We start from the raw sequence: 20358 nt of genomic DNA, 5'->3' as shown, positions 1-20358 counted from the left end.
AAGTTTTTTAATGTTCAATGAGCAATGCTCAATGTGCAATGTTCAATGAAAGATCCTTTTAAACATAGGACTTTATTTGATGGAATATGGTAGTTGGAATTTGCTGCAACTGAAATATTTATTATGGTATAAATTCACGTCTTTTCTTTCTATAAATTAAATTTTGTTCCTGAAGGGCCGCTTAATTTGTTCCTTAGTTACAAAGGATGTTCCCTACACTCCCGTAATTTGTCCCGCGAGTACGCGGGATGTACGCTACGCTCCAATAATTCGTAATTTTTAATTCTTAATTCTTAATTCTTAATTCTTAATTCATCCTCCCCAATCTACTCTCCAACAGCTTGTTTGATTTTGGCAAGATCCAGTTTAGCAGCAAAAGCCAATTCAGCTTGTTCGTTTGCAAAGCCTTTGACCTGGATTGTAATCAAGGTTTGGCTTAATGGTATTTGGATCTGTGTAGATCTGATTTTTTTTGAAACATCGTTGTTGCCATAATAATCCATCATTTCAGTTTTTAAAATGGCTCGTTGGGTTCCAACCCGGACGCTTTTTGCACCTTCTCCCATTAAAGAAGGATTGGATAAATACATGCTCATGGCGCTCATCATGGGAGAATTAGCTAAAATCTGAATTTCTGCTTCATTTTCATCAAGCGTTGGATTTTTATATTGTTTGCTGATTTGGCTACCGCCCATAGCTCCCAATCCGGTACTGGATGATCCACCTTCTACTGATTGCAGACCATTGATTTCTGCCGGCAGTACATTTCCGATTTGATCAGACATGAGCTTGTTGAGTTCGTTAATAGCATCCTGCAAACTCATTTGAGCTTGTTTATAATTCTTAGCAGTATAAAAATCTGTAGCTTCTTTAAGATAGTTTGGGAACGGATCCTGGCTGTAGGATTTATAGCTTATCATGCTTAATATCACAAGGGCAAATTTTAGATTCATTGCAATTGGTTTTAATGATTGTTTCCAAAGATATTACAAAAACCTAATGATCACAATGATCCATTTTTATTTTTACCAGGAGATGGATTTTAATTGAAATTTTCATTTCGCTAACAAAATTAATTTTAATGTAAAATATCTTGAGAATATAAGGACTGCAAGAAGAGTTTATTTTCTATATGAGGATGGTTTTCTCATACTATTTGACATTACTCGAACCCCCAACCCCTTGAAAGGGGCTTAGGATATTACTTCATTGAATGAATCGATTATTAATGTAATTTGAAAAAAATATTTTGCTCAGCACATAAAGCAAAATCCCCTTTCAAGGGGTTTGGGGTTCAGAAGAACATGCATGGAGTACAAACTTTGTTTTGAAATATTAATGTGTTTTTTATCTAGAAGAAATTGCAAGCATTGGACATTACTCGAACGCCCAACCCCTTGAAAGGGGCTTAGGATATTACTTCATTGAATGATTCGATTATTAATGTAATTTGAAAAAAATATTTTGCTCAGCACATAAAGCAAAAGCCCCTTTCAAGGTGTTTGGGGTTCAGAAGAACATTAAAGGAAACATACTTTAATACAAAAGGGTGTTCACGCTAACTTGATTGCAAGACACCTTCTGTTTCAATTATATATAAATAACAAAGGAGGCAAATTTTACCTCCTTTGTTATTAAATCAAATAAAGTCTGTCTTACAACAGAATTATTTTTGAATTGTAAATGATTTTACTTCTCTTTCGGTACCATTCATGATTTTTACAAAATACAAACCATTTGAAAAATTAGAAATTCCAACTGGATTTACCAGTTCATTTTGATGATTCATTGAATAGGTTTCTGCAAACAGTTTTTGTCCGATATTATTATATAAAACGAGTACAACCGGATCGCCGGAATTGGATTGTATTTTAACATACAACATATTTTGAGCAGGATTCGGGTAGAGTTCGATGCCCTGATAATCTGAAGCGGTAAGATCATATTCGTAAACCACTTCTTCACCTGACATAAATTCATTTTTCTCGATGCTTTTCAAATTTCCACCACCGCAACCTGCATTATTGCAAGGGCCTAAATAACCTCCTGCATTGATGTGATTTTGAACAGCTGATAAATAGGTACAAACTGTTTTATATCCTCCAGGTGATTTGCTGCATACTTGTACTTTGGTATTGCTGCTGCATTTCCAGGCATTGATGATTTGATTGATGTTGGAAGGCGGATATTTACAATCCGGTCTGCCATCGTTGTTGTTGTCTACTTTATCATTGCCTCCAGGACAAACATCACAAACATCTCCTACGCCATCACAGTCTGAATCGGCCTGATTTGGATTATAATTGTTTGGACAATTGTCAAAACAATATGTAATGCCATCGCCATCGGAATCAGTTCCTTCATCGACAAATCCATTGCAATTATCATCAATGTTGTTGCATAATTCAGCCCTGCAAGGATAAATAGCAGAATTGTTGTCATTGCAATCCCCATAAACCGGACTGTAGCCATCTCCATCATTGTCGGTTGAAATACAAGCAGCACTTGGAACAAAAGCAACGGCATCGACAAAATTACCTACTGAACCACCAGAAACTCCTCTGATTCTCAAACGTGAAATAGTTTGTCCGGAAGGTATTGCATAGTTTCCAGTGTATAATTGCCAACTAGTACCATCTGTCATGGAAGCTAAAGTAGTAAAAGGACCTCCCGTCGGGCCAATTTCAAAAACGGCATTTTGAGTACCAAGCCGGCCTCTGTGGGCAATTTGCCAATAATAGTTCTCCCCATCGCAGGTGGCAAAATCCTGATAAATGGTACTTGGAAAATTTGAATTAATTTCAATGTAATTGGATCCATGGTAAGGGGCAACTCCTTCATTTCCATTTCCCCAGATTTCAAAATTCGAGTCATTCGTTGACCATCCAAAACAAGAACCAGTGAAACTAATTGAACTGTTTGAAACACAATTGGTTTCAAAACTGCCATTGATGGAACCCGAAGAACATGGACAACCAGGCGGCAGATTCAATACGTTTGAGGTGCTATTAATTTTAATTGCATTTAGCGGTTTAGCAGCCACCAACATACCAGTTGGAATTAAAAGCATTAAAATCAATAGAAAATCCATGAATTTGGGACGAGAGCTAGAATTCGGAATTTGTTTCATTGAAGTAATTTTAATTTGGTAAAATGAGGAAATTAAACAAGATAAATGGATTACTAAATCAAATATCAAACAATAAATATCTGTAATATTATTTATTTGAAGAACTTTTTTTCTGTTTAATTTATTGGTTTGAATTTTATCCCAATTCCAATATTGTATGAATTGGTTAATTTGAACAGCTTCAATTGAAAATTCTTAGCAGGTTTTTGTAATAAATTATCGAAAATAAATTTACAATTTAGAATTTGATCTAAGGAGACCATTGTATTAAACTCTTGTAATTCAAGGATAATCTGGATTCGCGAGTCTGGTATAAGTAAGCCTAAAAGACAATATTTATTGTTTTGGCGGTAAATAGCTCCATTTGCGATCAATTTTTTTTACTTTTATAAGAATCTTTAAGCCTCATTTCCATTCCCTACCTTTGCCAACCAGAATTTAAACCATGCCCGAATTTTGCCATTTACACTGCCATACCCAGTTTTCTTTGCTTGATGGAGCGACTGATATAGCCTCTTTGATGAAAAAAGCTGCTTCTGATGGTCAAAAGGCAGTTGCACTAACCGATCACGGCAATATGTTTGGCTGTTTCAGTTTTGTGAAAGAAGCCAAAGCCAACGGACTAAAACCGATCCTTGGTTGTGAGTTTTACCTGGTTCCGGATCGTCACAGGCATAGTTTTGCGAAAAGCGCTGGCGAGAAAGACGAACGGTATCATCAATTATTACTGGCAAAAAATCAAACGGGTTACGAAAACCTCTCAAAATTATGTTCCTTAGGTTTTATCGAAGGTCTTTATGGCAAATTTCCACGAATCGATAAAGAATTATTGCTGAAATACCATGAAGGATTGATCGCAACCAGTTGTTGTGTCGGAGCTGAAATTCCACAAGCGATCGTCAAAGGCAATCTGGCTTTGGCAGAATCGAAACTTAACTGGTGGATGGATTTATTTGGTGAAGATTTTTATATCGAATTGCAAAGACATCGAGGTTGTGATGACATTGATGGATCCGGTGTCAGTCAGGAACAGATTAATCAAACCTTATTGGGATTTGCAAAAAAATACAATTTAAAAGTCATTGCAACCAATGATGTACACTATCTTGAAGAAGCCGATTACCTTCCTCATGATATTTTGTTATGTATTAATACCAACTCCAATGTTGAAGAAGTAGATCGCTTTCAATTTCCGAGTTCGGATTTTTATTTTAAGACTACCGATCAAATGTTGATGCAATTCAAGGATGTTCCATTTGCAGTGGAACAAACTGCTGAAATTGCAGGTCGCTGTTTTTATCCAAACCTCGAACGCGATGTGTTGTTGCCTAATTTTCCAATTCCACGGCCATTCACCACTCAAAATGAATACCTCGAACATTTAGTTTTTACGGGAGCTAAAAAACGGTATGGCCAGATTGATTCACAATTGGAAACCCGCTTGCAATTTGAGTTATCGGTTATTGAGAAAATGAATTTTGCAGGATATTTTTTAATTGTCCAGGATTTTATTCGTGCTGCAAGAGAATTGGGAGTTAGTGTTGGACCCGGCAGAGGAAGTGCCGCAGGATCGGCAGTTGCTTATTGTTTGACGATAACGGATATTGATCCAATTAAATACAATTTACTTTTTGAACGTTTTTTAAATCCGGAGCGGATTTCATGGCCTGATATTGATATTGATTTTGATGATCGCGGGCGACAAAAAGTCTTGGATTATGTCGTTCAAAAATATGGAAAAAATCAGGTAGCTCAAATTGTAACTTTTGGAACCATGGCTGCCAAATCTTCGATTCGTGATGTGGCCCGGGTTAAAAAATTAGATCTGTCAATTTCTGACAGACTTGCAAAATTGGTCCCAACCAGACCCGGCATCAATCTAAAAAATATTTTAGATGATAAAGCCAATAATCTGGAAGAGTTTACACCCGAAGAAAAAAGCAAGGTTCAGGATTTGCGAAATATTTTAAAATTAAAAAATCTTGAATCAGAGGTGTTGGAAATGGCCATGAAAGTGGAAGGTTCAGTACGCAATACCGGAGTTCATGCAGCCGGAATTATTATTGCTCCTGATGACATTGCCAAATTCATTCCGGTATGTACCGCAAAAGATACCGATTTATTGGTCACACAAGTTGAAGGGAATGTCATTGAATATACCGGCTTGCTGAAAATGGATTTTCTTGGATTGAATACACTTTCAATTATCCAGGATGCATTGAGCAATATTGTAAAACGTCATGGTTCAGAAAAGCAAATCCAATTGGATGAAATTCCGTTGGATGATCCGTTAACATTAGAGCTTTTTCAAAAGGGAAATACAACCGGTATATTTCAGTTTGAAAGTGAGGGTATGCGTTCAAATCTAAAAAGTTTAAAACCGAACGGGATTGAAGATATCATCGCCATGAATGCACTTTTTAGACCCGGTCCCATGGCTTTTATTGATGAATTTATCAACCGAAAAAATAAAAAACAACAAATAGAATACCCGCACCCCTGGTTGGAAACTTTGTTACAACCAACCTATGGCATTATGGTCTATCAGGAACAAATTATGCAAACGGCTCAAATCATGGCAGATTATTCACTCGGTGAAGCCGATGTGTTGCGAAGAGCCATGGGTAAAAAGAAGAAAGAAGAAATGGACAAGCAAAGCAGTTTGTTTGTCGAACGTGCCGGATTAAAAGGAATTGATGAAGCCAAAGCAAAAGATATTTTTGAAGTGATGGCTAAATTTGCAGCGTATGGATTTAATCGTTCACACGCAGCGGCATATTCCGTATTGGCATTTCAAACGGCCTATCTTAAAGCACATTATCCTGCAGAGTATATGGCTGCAGTTTTAACTGCCAATAAAAGCAATGTCTCTGATTTGCGCGTCTATTTAAATGAATGTCAGAAAATGAAACTCACGGTATTGGGTCCTGATATCAATGAATCTGAAATGGAATTTACTGTGAATGCAAAGGGGCAGATTCGTTTTGGACTTTCTGCATTAAAAGGGATTGGAGAAGGACCGGTAAGCGACATTTTAATTGAACGCAATGAATTTGGCTTGTTTAAAGATTTTGCAGATTTAGCAAAAAGGCTCAGTTCAAAAGTTTTTAATAAAAAAGTGATAGAAAGTCTTGTTTATGGGGGTGCATTTGATTGTTTTAGCAACATGCACCGTGCACAATATTTTGCACCGATTGATAAATATCCCAGCTATATTGAATGTATGATCCGTTGGGGCAGTCAATACCAGGCTTCAATTAATTCGCAACAGGCTTCATTGTTTGGAAATTCATTGGCCAATGACATTTCGATTCCTAAAATACCGGAGTGTGCCCCTTGGACAAGTATTGAAAAGTTGGCTCACGAAGTAGAGATTGCAGGTATTTATTTAAGTTCACATCCATTAGATGATTATCAACTTGAGATTCGGAATATTAATTCAATCAGTCTTGATAAGATTGAAACATTTATGGAAGAATCTAAATTGGGAAACAGGCTGCGAATTTGTGGTTTGATGGCTGAAGTTCAACACCGCACGACTCAAAAGGGAGATGGATTTGCAATATTTAAATTGCAGGATTATTTTGGCAGTGTTACCATCAGATTATTTAAAGAACAATACCTCCAATACAAAGGCTTGCTTGAAAACGGAAAAGCAGTTATGGTTGATGGATTTTTTGAAAAATCTAAATACCGTCAAAATGATGATGAAATTGTATTTCGTGTAGTAAATATGATGTTGTTATCTTCAGCAATTCCGTTCATCACTAAAAAATTTACAGTTTATATTCGACTTGAAGCCATAACCGATGAATTAATAAAACGAATGGATAAATCACTAAAAGCACACAAAGGAACAATGCCTCTCAAATTGCAAGTGATTGATATGGCGCAAGAACAACAACTTGGATTTGTATCAACTAAAAAAGTATCAGTCAGCAGTGAGTTACTGGCGGAATTGGAAGAGTTGGGATTAAATTATAAATTGAATTAAACATGTCGTTTTATAAAGCTGCAGTAATCGGTTTGTTGATTGGAAGAACTACCTTAGGGTTTTCCCAGGCATTTGATGAATTCACTTTAGATAAAGAAGTTTCTATTTTTTTGAAAAAGACATTTGATGAGTTAAAAAACTTCGAATTAGGAATTAAATGTCCTGAAGAAGAAAATCAATGGTATCTGGATTCTTTGGAATATTCACCCTGGTATGTCGGAGATTTTAATGGCGATGAAATCCCAGATTTATTTGTAACAGGGACGAAAAAAAAGGACCAGGTGAGTTACCTGATTTTTGGCAAAGATGAATTGGATGAGGAAAGTAATTTCTCGATGATTTCTGTATATCCACCCAAGGAACGGGGAAATTTAATTATTCCCTTTATTGAAGAACGCAAAAAGGAATTGTGGATTTTATTCAGGCATTTTAAAACACAAACAACCACATCAATCCGGGATGGGCAGGAAATTAAGCTTCCACGAACGTATAATGATTATTATAAACTTGGATTGATTAAAAAGGACACTTTGATTTATAAGTTTGGAAATATTCTGGAATACAATCCGCGACCAGAAAAAAAAGACATTCGTTTTATTCAATTGCATTCTTATTGTCAGTTTGGCGGTTGTCCGGATTACAAATTGAAAATAGACAGTGCATCCAATATGATATTGGCAAATATTAAAAATAACGAAGAAGAACCGGGAAAATACATCGCAACAAGTGACGAATCCTTGTTCAAACAAATATTTGATTTGGCAAATTATCTGAAATTGCAAAAAACAAATCAGGTATTTGGTGAAGAAAGTGCAGATAAAACCTTTACAATGATAATTGCATATCAGGATGGTTCGGCTAAAACCTGGTACGATTACGAGCAAGGAGCGAGTTTAGGAATTTCACGTTTGTATGATTTGATGGTGAAAGCTAAAGAAGCTGCAGCCTGGGAATTTAAAGAAGAGTAATGAGGGTCATGAGTTTGTTTATTGTCAGGAGAGCATTTATTCAACTTTCAATTGTAAGCTGAATCATTTCGTGAAGTAAAAAGTAAAGCCCCTTTCAAGGGGTTGGGGGTTCCGGATGCTGTTTGTTATTTGCAATTTTTTCACTCTTTACAATACTCAATATCTAACGAAAATGAAATTTACTTTTCTTTCATGTTCTTCTGAACCCCCAACCCCTTGAAAGGGGCTTTTGATTTGTGTTGTGAAAGAATAATTCTTATTTATTTTATTCAAATTTCAATTTTAACAAGAAACATTTATTGGAGTAAAAAGTAAAGCCCCTTTCAAGGGGTTTGGGGTTCCGGATGCAGTTTGTTATTTGCAATTTTTTCACTCTTTACAATACTCAATACCTAACGAAAATGAAATTTACTTTTCTTTCATGTTCTTCTGAACCCCCAACCCCTTGGAAGGGGCTTTTGATTTGTGTTGTGAAAGAATAATTCTTATTTATTTTATTCAAATTTCAATTTTAACAAGAAACATTTATTGGAGTAAAAAGTAAAGCCCCTTTCAAGGGGTTTGGGGTTCAAATTCAATTGTTTTTTTTTTTTTTTCAATTTAATCACTCTTTACAATACTCAATACCTAACGAAAATGAAATTTGTTTTTCTTTCATGTTTTTCTGAACCCCCAACCCCTTGAAAGGGGCTTTTGATTTGAGTGCTGAGCAAATTTATTTTTTATAAAAGATTTTTGTGTTTTTTGCATCAATATTTGCCGTAAAATTCAAACTCCTTGAAAGCGGAATTTACATTGTGGATATCTTATATTTATTTGTATGCAAAATTTTTATAAGGTCTGGTTTATAAAAATTATTTTACGTATCCCAATTAGAATAGTTACTCTTTAGGTATTTTCTCTAACACGTTCAATCCATAAATCCATTTCTTCAAAATCGAACAATCCGGTTTTTTCTTCTATGCCGGGCGCAAAAAGGTATCCAGCGATGGATGGATTACTTTCAGGAATTTGTTTGATCGAACTTTGAAGCAAGCAAGGGATATGAATGTCAGCTTGTGCTGCTTGATTGATTATAATGAAATCAATGGCTTCAGGCTTTTGTCTATTGTAATATTCGAGGCTATGAATCCGGTATTCAACAGCAAATTCGGATAAATCGGAATCAGAATAAAATCCATGTAAGCCATAATCCAATTGGGCTGCTTGAATTGGGAATGCACTCACTCCGATAAGTTTGGGTCCTTCTATCCATTCTTTCAGTTGTTTGATAAGCGTATTTAGTTTTTTAAAATCCGCTTCATCTAAGTCGATCCCTATAAAATCTACTGCAACTGCTGCCAAATAGCGGGCAATAGTTAGATCTTTAACTGGATATGCAAACAAGTGGGGTTTTTTAAAAATCATTCTTCGAACAAGGTAGCTTGAGGTGATTTGATTTTGAAACTTTTTCGATGGTAAATAGAAATTCCATATTTTAAAGTGGCTTCCCGGTGCTTTTCAGTAGGATAGCCTTTGTTTTCATTCCATCCATATTGTGGAAACGCTTCATGGATTTTCAACATATATTCATCCCGATAGCATTTAGCTAAAATAGATGCTGCAGCAATGCTTTCATACAATCCATCTCCTTTTACAATGCAATGTTGTTCAATTGGAAGGTAGGGGATTTTCTTATTGCCATCTACCAAAATGAGGGAAGGTTTGGTTTTCAAGCGGCTGATACAATTTCTCATGGCTGCTAAACTTGCCTGAAGAATATTAATTCGGTCAATGGTTTCCACATCAATACTTTCTACTGCCCAAGCCATTGCCTTTTGTTCGATTTCAAGACGAAGGCTGGCTCGTTGATTTTCATTTAATTTTTTACTATCATTTAGACCAATAATGGGCCGATCCGGATGCAGCATTACGGCCGCTGCAAATACCGGTCCGGCTAAGGGACCACGTCCGGCTTCATCGCAGCCCGCTTCATATAAACTATTTTTATAATATGATTGCAATTTCAATCAATTTTCCATTAATTTATTTAGATTTGCGGGTCGCAAAGTAAGAAAGTATGCGTTTTTGGTTAGTCCCTGTATTCATATTCAGTTTTTTTATTATTTCAATCCACAGCCAGACACACTGGCAGTCTGCTCGTATTTTACTGCAGGATAAAAGTATCAAAGATTTAATAAAAACCGGTATCGCTTTTGATCACGGGCATTTACACCCAGGTCAATCCTTTGATGGAGATTTTACCCTGGAGGAATTAGAGATCATCCAAAAAGCAGGTTTTAAAATTGAAATAAGTCCAGAAAAGGAACTGGAAAGCCGTTCGGGTCCAACAGAATGCAACCCTTTGATATTAAGTCAACCTGAATATCCATTACCGAGCAATTATCAATATGGTTCGATGAATGGTTATTTAACCCTGGACGAAATTTATGAGAGTCTGGAAATCATGAATGATTTGTTTCCAAACCTGATTACAGTTAAAAAAGCGATTGGTTCGTATCGAACTAAAAATGGCAATCCGATTTATTATGTCAAAATATCTGACAATCCGAATCAGGATGAAAATGAGCCAGAAGTATTATATACCGCCTTGCATCATGCCAGAGAACCCATAAGCATGACACAAATGATGTATTTTATGTGGACTTTGCTTGAAAATTATGGCAAGAAGGCAGAAATAACCCAATTAATCAATAACCGGGAGCTCTTTTTTATTCCCTGTGTCAATCCAGATGGCTACAGCTACAATAGCCTGACCAATCCAAATGGAGGAGGTTATTGGAGAAAAAACCGGAATCCAAATGCTGATGGAATAGGCACCGATTTAAACCGTAATTACGAAACAGGATGGGGATTTAATGATGACGGATCCAGTCCTTTGGGTAGTTCAGATGTTTATCGTGGAGTACGACCTTTTTCTGAAGCAGAAACAGGAGCAATGCGTGATTTTTGTGAAAACAGACCTTTTTCAATCGCTATGAATTATCATAGTTTTGGTGATTTATTGATTATTCCATGGGGTTATCTTGATAAGCCTACTGCAGATTCTACCCATTATTTAGCGATGGCGCAGGATATGACCCGGTATAACAATTTCAGGATTGGTACTTCCAAACAAACACTGGATTATGAAGTGAATGGAGTTGCTGACGATTGGATGTATGGCGAACAAGTATTCAAACACAAGACCTTTGCATTTACTCCGGAAGTGGGTGGAAGTTTCTGGCCTGATCGTAAAGACATTTTACCGCTCAATCAATCTACTCAATATATGAATTTTGCAGCTGCCTGGAATGCCGGGGAGTGTGCAAAAATTCAAGAGCAATCTGCAATAGCCATCAATCGGGATACTAATTATCTTAATTACACTATCCAACGCACCGGTATTTTAAATGCTCCCATTGAGATTCATCTCGATGCTGATTTTGCAGGAGTGCAATTTTTGGACAATGATATTTCAATAAACTTAAAACCAGGTGAAACACATCAAATTTCTATTCCTTATCTGGTAAATGGAAATCCAATAAAAGGAGATAGCATTCAATTTACTGCTGTTTTGACTACAGGATTTTATACAGAATCATCCGTGGTTAAAAAAGCGTATGTTGCAGGAAGCTATTTCCATGAACGGTTTAATACAGATCAGAATTGGTTTGGGAACACAAATACACGTTGGAATCTGACAGAGGAAAGTTATTTCACCCCACCAAACTCATTAACGGATTCACCATTAAAACCGATGGATCCCAATTCTCAAAAATTGATTCAAAATACCAATGCAATCGATTTAACAACAGCCAAAGTAGCTTATTTGAGATTTAATGCACACTGGGAAATGGCAGATGATGTGGATTATGCACAAGTACGCGTTTCAGAAGATGCCAATCATTTTATTCCTTTGTGTGGTCGGTATACTAAATCAGGCAGTCAGTTTCAAGATCTGGGTGAACCGGTTTATTGTGGCAAACAAAGCAACTGGGTTTCTGAATGGATCGATTTGAAAGATTATATAGGAAAAGAAATTTATCTCCAATTTTATATTTCCACCGGAATAAATGATCAAAACCTGGATGGTTATTATGTAGATGAAATCGAGGTATTCACAGATCTTACAACCCGTAACTTAAATGATGTCAGCGAATGGCATTCACAGGTTTTTCCAATACCGGCACATGATCAGATTCATGTTCAATGGAATCATAAAGAAAACTTAAACCCTGATACGAAAATCGAATTGGTTTCATTAGCAGGAAAAAAACAAGCTATCCAGTATAATTTAGACAAAGACTTATTGGAAATCAAAACAAATGCCTGTGTTCCTGGTTTGTATTACCTAAGCATTGAACAACAAAACAAGAAACCTGAAATTTACAAGGTTCTAATTCAGTAAGTATGGATTTATCATTTCTTCAAGAACTCCAACTCCGCGAAGCAAATCCGGGAAGTTGGTGTGGAAGTATTTCATATACTCCGGAATCATATCTAATTTCCAATTCACCGGTCAACGGCAAACAAATTGGAACAGCTGGAATAAGCAGTGCTTCTGATTATGAAGCCATCATGCAACAAGCTCAGGAAGCATTTTTAATCTGGCGGTTCGTTCCTGCCCCAAAACGTGGAGAACTTGTTAAAGAAATCGGTGATGAATTGGCTAAGCATAAAACGGCATTGGGCAAACTGGTTTCTTATGAAATGGGTAAAAGTTTACAAGAAGGACTTGGAGAAGTTCAGGAAATGATAGATATCTGCATTTTTGCTGCAGGCTTATCTCGTCAACTATATGGTTTAACGATGCATTCAGAAAGGCCGCTGCACCGAATGTATGAACAATGGCATCCATTGGGAGTAGTTGGAGTTATATCAGCATTTAATTTTCCGGTTGCTGTTTGGTCCTGGAATGCTGCTTTAGCCTGGGTGTGCGGCAATGTAGTGATTTGGAAAGCTTCTGAAAAAACACCCTTATGCAGTATCGCTTGTCAGCAGATTGCACAAAAAGTTTTTGACAAACACCAGTTGCCAAATGGGATTTCAAACATTGTCAACGGAGATTATACCGTCGGACAATGGTTGAGTGCAGATCCACGCATTCCTTTGATATCCGCTACTGGTTCTACACGAATGGGAAGAGCGGTAGGTGCTGAAGTTGCCAAACGTTTTGGAAAATCTATTTTAGAATTGGGAGGCAATAATGCAATCATTGTTTGTCCAAGTGCAGATATGAATGTTGTATTAACGTCTGTGTTATTTGGAGCAGTGGGTACATCCGGACAGCGATGTACCACCACCCGAAGATTGCTAATTCATGAAAGCATTTATGATGTTTTAAAACAAAAACTTATAAATGCGTATCAACAACTTCGTATTGGCGATCCATTAGATCCAACCAATCATGTAGGTCCTTTGATTGACAAGGATGCAGTAGTTAATTATTTAGCAGCTTTAGATCAAATTAGCAAGCAAGGAGGTAGTTTTTTAGTAGCGGGTGGTGTGTTAGAAGGGGAAGCGTATTCAAGTGGTTGTTATGTCAAACCCTGTGTAGCAGAAATTAACCACGAAGCCGCTATAGTGCATCACGAGACCTTTGCGCCCATTTTATATTTGATCAAATTCAAAACACTCGAGGAGGCGATTGCAATTCAAAATGAAGTGCCTCAGGGATTATCATCTTCCATAATGACCAAAGATTTACAGGAAGCAGAATATTTTTTATCCTGTTCAGGTTCGGATTGTGGCATTGCAAACGTAAACATAGGTACCAGTGGTGCTGAAATCGGCGGCGCTTTTGGAGGAGAAAAAGAAACAGGCGGTGGCCGAGAAAGTGGTTCAGATGCCTGGAAAGCTTACATGAGAAGGCAAACCAACACCATCAATTATTCTACTCAGGTTCCTTTAGCTCAGGGAATTAAATTTGAGATTTAAGTTTTTTAGCCGTGTAATCAAAAATTTATTGGCTCCAATTAAAGTACTTGCCGGTTGGCTTTCGTACACCTTTTGAATACATAGCAGCTATTAAATTAAGAGGCACTGAATTATACAATAAGTATATTTTAGTATAATTTAGCACAACTTGATTCAAACACATGTTTGAAAGTAAGTAGTTAATCATTCAATAAATCCCATGAAAGAATATTTCCTTTCCCTTTTTGATTATCATGACCAAGCAAATCAACTGGTTTTGGATGTGATATTTTCTGACCATGAGCAACTTGATGAATATGCTTTGAAAATGTTTCGGCATTGCATCATGGCCCATCATGTTTGGAATCACCGCATATTAAATTTGGAATATGACCATGAATTCTGGGAGCCTTTGAGTAAAATCCAATTGGAACAGTTGATAATTCAAAACAGAGATGAGACTGCTCAAATTTTGAATCGATTTGATTTACAAGATGAACTAGCTTATAAAAATCAATTGGGCGAATCCTTTTCCAGTAAAATCATTGACATCCTTTCGCATATTAGTCATCATTATGCATATCACCGGGGACAAATAGCACGCAGCCTTCGGGAATCTGGTATTGAACCACCAAAAACGGATTTGATTATTTTTAGAAGGACCTAGTATTTTCTATCGAGTAAAACCAGATAGCGTTTTACTCGAATCAACTTAAATTGTCACACCCCAATCACGAAGCATGGCTTCTAGCATTTGAGTAGGTTCAGCTTTTTGTTTGGCAACTTCAAGACCCTTCTTTACAACAGATATCGCCTCTTCTTTTTTGTTATTGTAAAACAAGATGCGACCGTAATTAATATAGTGGTCTTGTTGTTCAAGCAGATCAAGAGCTTTTTTTGCAGATTTCTCAGCAAAATCCATGATCTTTTTATTGTCTTTAAAATTTTTCAAACACAGTTGTGAAAGTATTTTATTTTTCGCTGCATCGTTTTTAGCAACCTTATTGCTGTAAAGTTTTGCGGCAACTAAAAATTTGTCTGCATCACCAGTAGCACCATAGTAATCCATGTCGGTGGTGCTTTTAAATTCGTCGTATCGATCCGGTATGTTTTTAGCTTTTTCCTGTGCTTCATTCAGTAAGCTTTCATTTCGATATTCCATGGCTTTTTTTATGGTCTTGGTACAAGCCATCCAAATTTTATTTTCGTAAACAGTTTTGGATTTTAATTTTGAAATAGGCTCTTTGTATTTTACCAGATAATCAAAAATCCTGGAATCTGCTTCGGTGGCTGATTCTAAAATGATTTCGAGATTTTCCGGAGTCGTTAAATCTTTTTGACTGGATAAATATTCATTGGCAATGCGCAAAGATGGCTTTCCAACCTGATTCAGTGATTTTATATAAGCCAGAACGGTAGCAGGATCTCGTTTCCCTTCATCATACAATTTGGCCCAATTTCCAGATTTATCAAATTTTTTAATGGCGTCTTGTCCTAATTCGATAAACGATTCCGCTGGACGTGCACCGCTGCTGTTGTGTACGATTTTTCCTTCAGAATTTATATAAAGCAAGGTAGGATAGGAACGAACCGAATAGCGCTTGCCTAATTCCGGGCCCTCGCCTTTTTCCATGTCCATTTTGACATTGATAAAATTGGCATTGTAATAATTACCCACCGCTTCATCTACAAAGACAGTTGAAGCCATTCTGCGGCAGGGGCCACACCAGGTTGTAAACGCATCCATAAAGATTAACTTATCCTCTTTTCCTGCTTTTTCCAAGGCTTCAGCAAAGGTCCCGTGAAAAAAGTCGATTCCCTTTAAACCGGTTCCTTCTGTTTGACAAAATCCCTGAGTTAATCCAATCAAGGCAAAAAAGAAGGTGATCTTAAGTGTTTTTAACATAAATTCTTTGAATTAGAACACAAATATCTTAATAAATTTAGTTGCAGGAGAATTGTTGTAGAAATTAGGAAAAATTTAATTTAAAATTTTGATGGGTTTTGACCTCATTTTGATTAGTTAAACATTAAAACCAGGGTTTAAATTGTATCTACACGTTGTTTACTTGTGCTTGAGTCTTCTATTTTTAAATATCCGAATTGTCAAGGTTGCATACATTTACAGGGTCAACTGACAGTATGTATATACGCCACCAATTTTTAGAGCGCATTGCTCAAACCAGTGATATTTCACAACAGTTTGAGGTGTCTTCAGCAAACGGGTGTTATTTAGAAACCAAAGCAGGAGATAAGTTTCTGGATTTACTTTCTGGTTTTGGGGTCAATAATATTGGACATGGAGTTACTCCAGTTATTGAAGCCATTCATAAGCAATCAAATGCGTATTTGCATACCAATGTTTATGGAGAACATATTCAAAGTCCACAAATTCAATTTGCTGAGTTATTAATTTCTTTGTTGCCAGGGCCTTTAAACGCATGTTATTTTTTAAATTCAGGAAGTGAGTGCGTTGATGCAGCAATTAAGTTGGGACGATTGGCAACGGGACGATCTGAGATAATCGTTTGCAGCCAGGCATATCATGGAAGTACGCTTGGTGCAGAGTCGTTGCGTAGCGATGCATATCACAAAATGGGATTTTTGCCTCTAATTCCTGCTATTCGATTTATACGATTCAATGAAGAAGCAGATCTTGAGCAAATTACCAGTCAAACAGCACTTGTAATTACAGAAGTTATTCAAACAGAAGCCGGTGTCAAAATGGCAAATCCGGACTATTGGAAAAAGCTTCGAAAAACCTGTGATGATCAACAATGTTTACTGGCGGTAGATGAAATTCAAACCGGAATGGGTCGAACAGGAACACTTTTTGCATTTCAGGCATATGAATTTATTCCGGATATGTTGTTATGTGGAAAGGCATTGGGCTCAGGAATGCCACTTTCCGCTTTGATTTGCAATCAAAAGTTGATCCAGCATTTTTCTAAAAAAATACCTCTGGGATACATCACTACTTTTGGAGGACATCCGGTTTGTTGTGCAGCCGGATTGGCCGGATTAAACTATTTATTGCAACAGAATTTGCTGGATTCTGTCAATGAAAAAGAGCAACTTTTCAGGCATACATTAAATCTTCAAGCGCCTAATGAACTGCGCGGAATTGGCTTATTGCTTGCATTTGAACTCGGATCAACCAGCAAACTTATGAAGGCGATTCAAAAATTATTTGAGCGTAAAATACTTGCCGAAAGTTTTTTGTTTTGTCCGACTGCTTTGAGAATCGCACCTCCCCTGGTCATTGAGCAAAATGAAATTAATAGGGTGTGTGATCATATTATGGAAGCCTGCAACCTTTAGGCAAACGGGAACCAATCCCAAATGATAATTCTAATAAACAAGATTACGTTTTTAATTTAAATCAAGGCAAATCGCTTGCTATCTTCAAATAAGTATTTTATTACCTAAAGTTTAATACAAATTAAGTTCAGGCAATCATTGCAGCCTATTAAAATCGAAGTATGGCAAGATTTATTATTTTTTCAAAGCTTCGTAAGCCGCATCGAGTTGATGGTAAAAAGCCTCTCCAAATCGGCGGATCAGTGCAGCTTTTACAAACCGGAAAAGAGGCATTTTATGTTCCTGGCCGAGTTTACATCCTGCTTTACAGATATCCCACTCATCGTAGTTAATTGCAATAAACCCCTGGGATTTATTTTCTTTGATCCGAATGGGATATAAATGGCAGGAAATGGGTTTTTGAAATTCGCAAGCTCCTGCTTTATATGCTTGTTCGATACCACAAACAGCAATCCCATGTTCATCCTTATTCATAAAAACGCAGGCACCATGTTCCATAAGGCTGGTACCCCAGGTTTTATTTTCCCGATAATAGCTATAAAGTCCTACTTTTTCAATCTGATTTTGAGAATCGGTGTTCAAAAAAGGCTTAAAGTCCTCGTAGCAGTTTTCCAGAATCGTTTTTTCTGCCGGTGTTAGGGGAGCGCCAAAATCCCCTTCATAACAGCAAGCGCCCTTGCATTTATCCAAGGCACAGATAAATTGATTTTCCAGGACTTCGTCACTGACCAGGATGTTATCGATCATCAACATCCTGCAAAGCTAAGCAGCTTGTATTAATTTTAGAAAATCAGGAAGATTCCTTCCAATTGGTTGAAATTGGGCTATTTCACAAAAAAAATCTTTTTCTTTTCGTAATTCAAAAACATTATACTTTTGCGCTTTGTTTTTCGACAGGAATAGTTACAGTAAGTAGGATGGATCGCCTAAAAACATTATTTAAATCCCAATTAATTTCTTCCGTAGAAGAAATTAAAACCCTTGTAAAATCGCACGGTACAAGAATTATTGACAATGTTCAAATTGAACAGGTTTACGGGGGTATGCGTGGTATACAAAGTATGATTTGGGAAACCTCTTCATTGGATTCTTCTGAAGGCATTCGGTTTCGGGGATATTCAATACCCGAACTCCGCGAATTGCTTCCTAAAATAAATGGAGCAACTGAACCACTTCCTGAGGGCCTTTTCTGGTTAATGTTGACAGGACTTTTACCCACGGAAGATGATGTCAAGTGGCTTAGCCAGGAATGGCAGCGTCGCGCCATACTCAGCGATACGGTAAAAGATCTTTTAGATCATCTGGATGTCCAAAAAACACATCCCATGACCCAGTTTAGCATTGCAATTATGGCAATGCAATCAGAAAGTGTATTTGCCCAAGAGTATGAAAATGGGATGACCAAGGCCAGTTATTGGGAAATTATGTATGAAGATTGTATGAATCTCATCGCTAAATTGCCCCTGGTTGCAGCGTTTATTTATAGGAAGACTTTTTACAACAATCAACACATTGAAGCAGATCCGGAACTCGATTGGAGTGCCAATTTTGCCCACATGTTAGGGAAAGATGATCCAGCATTTAAGGATTTGATGCGTTTGTATATGACCATCCATGCAGACCATGAAGGGGGAAATGCTTCTGCCCATACGGTACATTTGGTTGGATCGACCCTAAGTGATGCTTATTTGTCATTAGCTGCTGGAATGAATGCGCTAGCCGGACCCTTACATGGATTGGCAAACCAGGAAGTGATGGACTGGATTTACGATATGATCCGCGATCTGGGTACACCCACACCGACTAAAGAACAAATCGCAGAATATGTGAAAACAACGCTTTCACATGGCGTTGTGGTCCCTGGTTACGGACATGCGGTGTTGCGCAAACCCGATCCCCGGTTTTTAGCCCAGAAGAATTTCGCGGAAAGACATTGTGCAGATGATCCAATGGTCCAAATCGTTTGGCATGTATTTGAAGAAGTTCCACCGATTCTGGAAAGTTTAGGTAAAGTAAAAAACCCCTGGCCTAATGTCGACGCACATTCTGGAGCCTTGTTGGAGCATTATGGGGTGAAAGAACATAATTTTTATACAGTCATGTTTGGGGTTTCAAGAGCTTTGGGTGTATTGGCCCAATTGTGTTGGGATCGTGCATTAAATCTGCCCTTGGAGCGGCCAAAATCAATGACTACTGAAGAAATTAAAGGCTTTTTATCAAATTCAAATAATTAATCCGATCTTCGTTTTATGAATTTTCCAGACAATCTGAAATATACCAAAGAACACGAGTGGCTTTTGCTCGATGGCAATCAAGCTACCATTGGAATTACCGAATTTGCGCAATCCGAATTGGGTGATATTGTTTATGTTGAAGTAGAATCTGTCGGCGATGAAGTTTCAAAGGACGATATATTTGGAACGGTAGAAGCAGTAAAAACAACTTCTGACTTATTTATGCCAGTTTCCGGTAAAGTCATTGAATTTAATCCGGAACTTGATGAAAAAGATGGAAATGATCCGACTTTGATTAATTCTGATCCTTATGGTAAAGGCTGGATTATTAAAATTGAACTTAGCAACGCTGAAGAATTAGATCAATTGTTGGATGCGGCATCCTACCGCAGCCTGATCGGTAAGTAATTTAATTTATCCATGTTTTCCTGGAAGCCAAAGTATTATATTATTTTGGCCTGGTTGCTAGTTTGTACCATTATCATTTTATCCTTACTGCCTGGAAACGATTTGCCAAAGCTCAATTGGTGGGATCACATTCAAGTTGACAAAATTGGGCATATATTATTTTACGGAGCTACTGCCTGGTGTTTTAAAAAATACAAACTAGCGCAAGCCGACCCATCCCGAATTTCATTTATTTACACCGCTTTAATTATAATGGGCATTGCATTAGAATATTTTCAGGAAATTATGCAATTAGGAAGACAATTTGATGTTTTTGATGTGGTGGCCAATAGTTTTGGTGTTGGCTTAGTTGCTTTTATAAAAAGGCCTTAACAGAGATTGTTCGTTGGAATTCAGCTTTTACAC

At 37.1% G+C, this 20358-nt stretch carries 15 protein-coding genes; 9 read left to right on the top strand and 6 right to left on the bottom strand.

Annotated features, from left to right (window positions below):
• Positions 1-326 precede the first annotated feature (326 nt).
• Together IPJ80_04675 and IPJ80_04670 are read right to left on the bottom strand one after the other, a co-directional pair.
• A complete protein-coding gene (locus IPJ80_04675) occupies positions 327-953 on the bottom strand; it encodes a hypothetical protein (protein MBK7912774.1) in 627 nt (208 codons plus the stop codon).
• Positions 954-1666: 713 nt separating this feature from the next.
• Positions 1667-3130: a T9SS type A sorting domain-containing protein gene (locus IPJ80_04670; GenBank protein ID MBK7912773.1), complete on the bottom strand. Its 1464-nt coding sequence runs from the start codon at positions 3128-3130 to the stop codon at positions 1667-1669.
• A 445-nt stretch (positions 3131-3575) separates the two neighbouring features.
• Between IPJ80_04670 and dnaE the strand changes: the two genes are divergently transcribed.
• On the top strand, positions 3576-7124 hold the full coding sequence (dnaE, locus tag IPJ80_04665) for a DNA polymerase III subunit alpha (GenBank protein ID MBK7912772.1): 3549 nt from the start codon (positions 3576-3578) through the stop codon (positions 7122-7124).
• A 2-nt stretch (positions 7125-7126) separates the two neighbouring features.
• Entirely contained in the window at positions 7127-8092 is a 966-nt protein-coding gene (locus IPJ80_04660) for a hypothetical protein (GenBank protein ID MBK7912771.1), read from the top strand.
• A gap of 888 nt (positions 8093-8980) precedes the next feature.
• On the opposite strand, the gene IPJ80_04655 is transcribed toward IPJ80_04660, so the two are convergent.
• Positions 8981-9478, bottom strand: coding sequence for a hypothetical protein (locus IPJ80_04655; GenBank protein ID MBK7912770.1), 498 nt, complete (start codon positions 9476-9478; stop codon positions 8981-8983).
• A 17-nt stretch (positions 9479-9495) separates the two neighbouring features.
• The gene (locus IPJ80_04650; GenBank protein MBK7912769.1) at positions 9496-10095 is read right to left on the bottom strand and encodes a ribonuclease HII; all 600 of its coding nucleotides are present in this window, start codon (positions 10093-10095) and stop codon (positions 9496-9498) included.
• Between the two features lie 56 nt (positions 10096-10151).
• Between IPJ80_04650 and IPJ80_04645 the strand changes: the two genes are divergently transcribed.
• From IPJ80_04645 to IPJ80_04635, 3 genes are all read left to right on the top strand, one after another.
• Positions 10152-12482, top strand: coding sequence for an immune inhibitor A (locus IPJ80_04645; GenBank protein ID MBK7912768.1), 2331 nt, complete (start codon positions 10152-10154; stop codon positions 12480-12482).
• Between the two features lie 2 nt (positions 12483-12484).
• The gene (locus tag IPJ80_04640; protein ID MBK7912767.1) at positions 12485-14011 is read left to right on the top strand and encodes an aldehyde dehydrogenase family protein; all 1527 of its coding nucleotides are present in this window, start codon (positions 12485-12487) and stop codon (positions 14009-14011) included.
• A gap of 199 nt (positions 14012-14210) precedes the next feature.
• On the top strand, positions 14211-14657 hold the full coding sequence (locus IPJ80_04635) for a hypothetical protein (protein ID MBK7912766.1): 447 nt from the start codon (positions 14211-14213) through the stop codon (positions 14655-14657).
• Between the two features lie 45 nt (positions 14658-14702).
• On the opposite strand, the gene IPJ80_04630 is transcribed toward IPJ80_04635, so the two are convergent.
• Positions 14703-15896 (bottom strand): DUF255 domain-containing protein, encoded by a 1194-nt coding sequence (locus IPJ80_04630; GenBank protein ID MBK7912765.1) that lies wholly within the window; start codon positions 15894-15896, stop codon positions 14703-14705.
• 197 nt (positions 15897-16093) lie between these two features.
• Between IPJ80_04630 and IPJ80_04625 the strand changes: the two genes are divergently transcribed.
• A complete protein-coding gene (locus tag IPJ80_04625; protein ID MBK7912764.1) occupies positions 16094-17311 on the top strand; it encodes an aspartate aminotransferase family protein in 1218 nt (405 codons plus the stop codon).
• 174 nt (positions 17312-17485) lie between these two features.
• Here IPJ80_04625 and IPJ80_04620 read toward each other — a convergent pair whose 3' ends face one another.
• Entirely contained in the window at positions 17486-18064 is a 579-nt protein-coding gene (locus IPJ80_04620) for a DUF3109 family protein (protein ID MBK7912763.1), read from the bottom strand.
• 164 nt (positions 18065-18228) lie between these two features.
• Between IPJ80_04620 and IPJ80_04615 the strand changes: the two genes are divergently transcribed.
• From IPJ80_04615 to vanZ, 3 genes are read left to right on the top strand one after another with little or no spacing between them, the layout of a single operon-like run.
• Positions 18229-19545 carry a citrate (Si)-synthase gene (locus IPJ80_04615; protein MBK7912762.1) on the top strand — a complete coding sequence of 439 codons (1317 nt, stop codon included), beginning with the start codon at positions 18229-18231 and terminating at the stop codon, positions 19543-19545.
• 15 nt (positions 19546-19560) lie between these two features.
• A complete protein-coding gene (gene gcvH, locus IPJ80_04610) occupies positions 19561-19953 on the top strand; it encodes a glycine cleavage system protein GcvH (GenBank protein ID MBK7912761.1) in 393 nt (130 codons plus the stop codon).
• 12 nt (positions 19954-19965) lie between these two features.
• Positions 19966-20325, top strand: a complete 360-nt coding sequence (gene vanZ / locus IPJ80_04605; protein MBK7912760.1) for a VanZ family protein — start codon at positions 19966-19968, stop codon at positions 20323-20325.
• Positions 20326-20358: the final 33 nt, after the last annotated feature.

This window comes from Saprospiraceae bacterium, assembly GCA_016714025.1.
GTDB lineage: Bacteria > Bacteroidota > Bacteroidia > Chitinophagales > Saprospiraceae > Vicinibacter.
Note: the sequence above shows the minus strand (reverse complement) of the source record. Positions and strands in the feature narration are given on the sequence as shown.

Coding starts and splice junctions, on each gene's coding strand:
- IPJ80_04675 (MBK7912774.1), bottom strand. CDS start 953: ATGAATCTAAAATTTGCCCTTGTGATATTAAGCATGATAAGCTATAAA.
- IPJ80_04670 (MBK7912773.1), bottom strand. CDS start 3,130: ATGAAACAAATTCCGAATTCTAGCTCTCGTCCCAAATTCATGGATTTT.
- dnaE (MBK7912772.1), top strand. CDS start 3,576: ATGCCCGAATTTTGCCATTTACACTGCCATACCCAGTTTTCTTTGCTT.
- IPJ80_04660 (MBK7912771.1), top strand. CDS start 7,127: ATGTCGTTTTATAAAGCTGCAGTAATCGGTTTGTTGATTGGAAGAACT.
- IPJ80_04645 (MBK7912768.1), top strand. CDS start 10,152: ATGCGTTTTTGGTTAGTCCCTGTATTCATATTCAGTTTTTTTATTATT.
- IPJ80_04640 (MBK7912767.1), top strand. CDS start 12,485: ATGGATTTATCATTTCTTCAAGAACTCCAACTCCGCGAAGCAAATCCG.
- IPJ80_04635 (MBK7912766.1), top strand. CDS start 14,211: ATGAAAGAATATTTCCTTTCCCTTTTTGATTATCATGACCAAGCAAAT.
- IPJ80_04630 (MBK7912765.1), bottom strand. CDS start 15,896: ATGTTAAAAACACTTAAGATCACCTTCTTTTTTGCCTTGATTGGATTA.
- IPJ80_04620 (MBK7912763.1), bottom strand. CDS start 18,064: ATGTTGATGATCGATAACATCCTGGTCAGTGACGAAGTCCTGGAAAAT.
- IPJ80_04615 (MBK7912762.1), top strand. CDS start 18,229: ATGGATCGCCTAAAAACATTATTTAAATCCCAATTAATTTCTTCCGTA.
- gcvH (MBK7912761.1), top strand. CDS start 19,561: ATGAATTTTCCAGACAATCTGAAATATACCAAAGAACACGAGTGGCTT.
- vanZ (MBK7912760.1), top strand. CDS start 19,966: ATGTTTTCCTGGAAGCCAAAGTATTATATTATTTTGGCCTGGTTGCTA.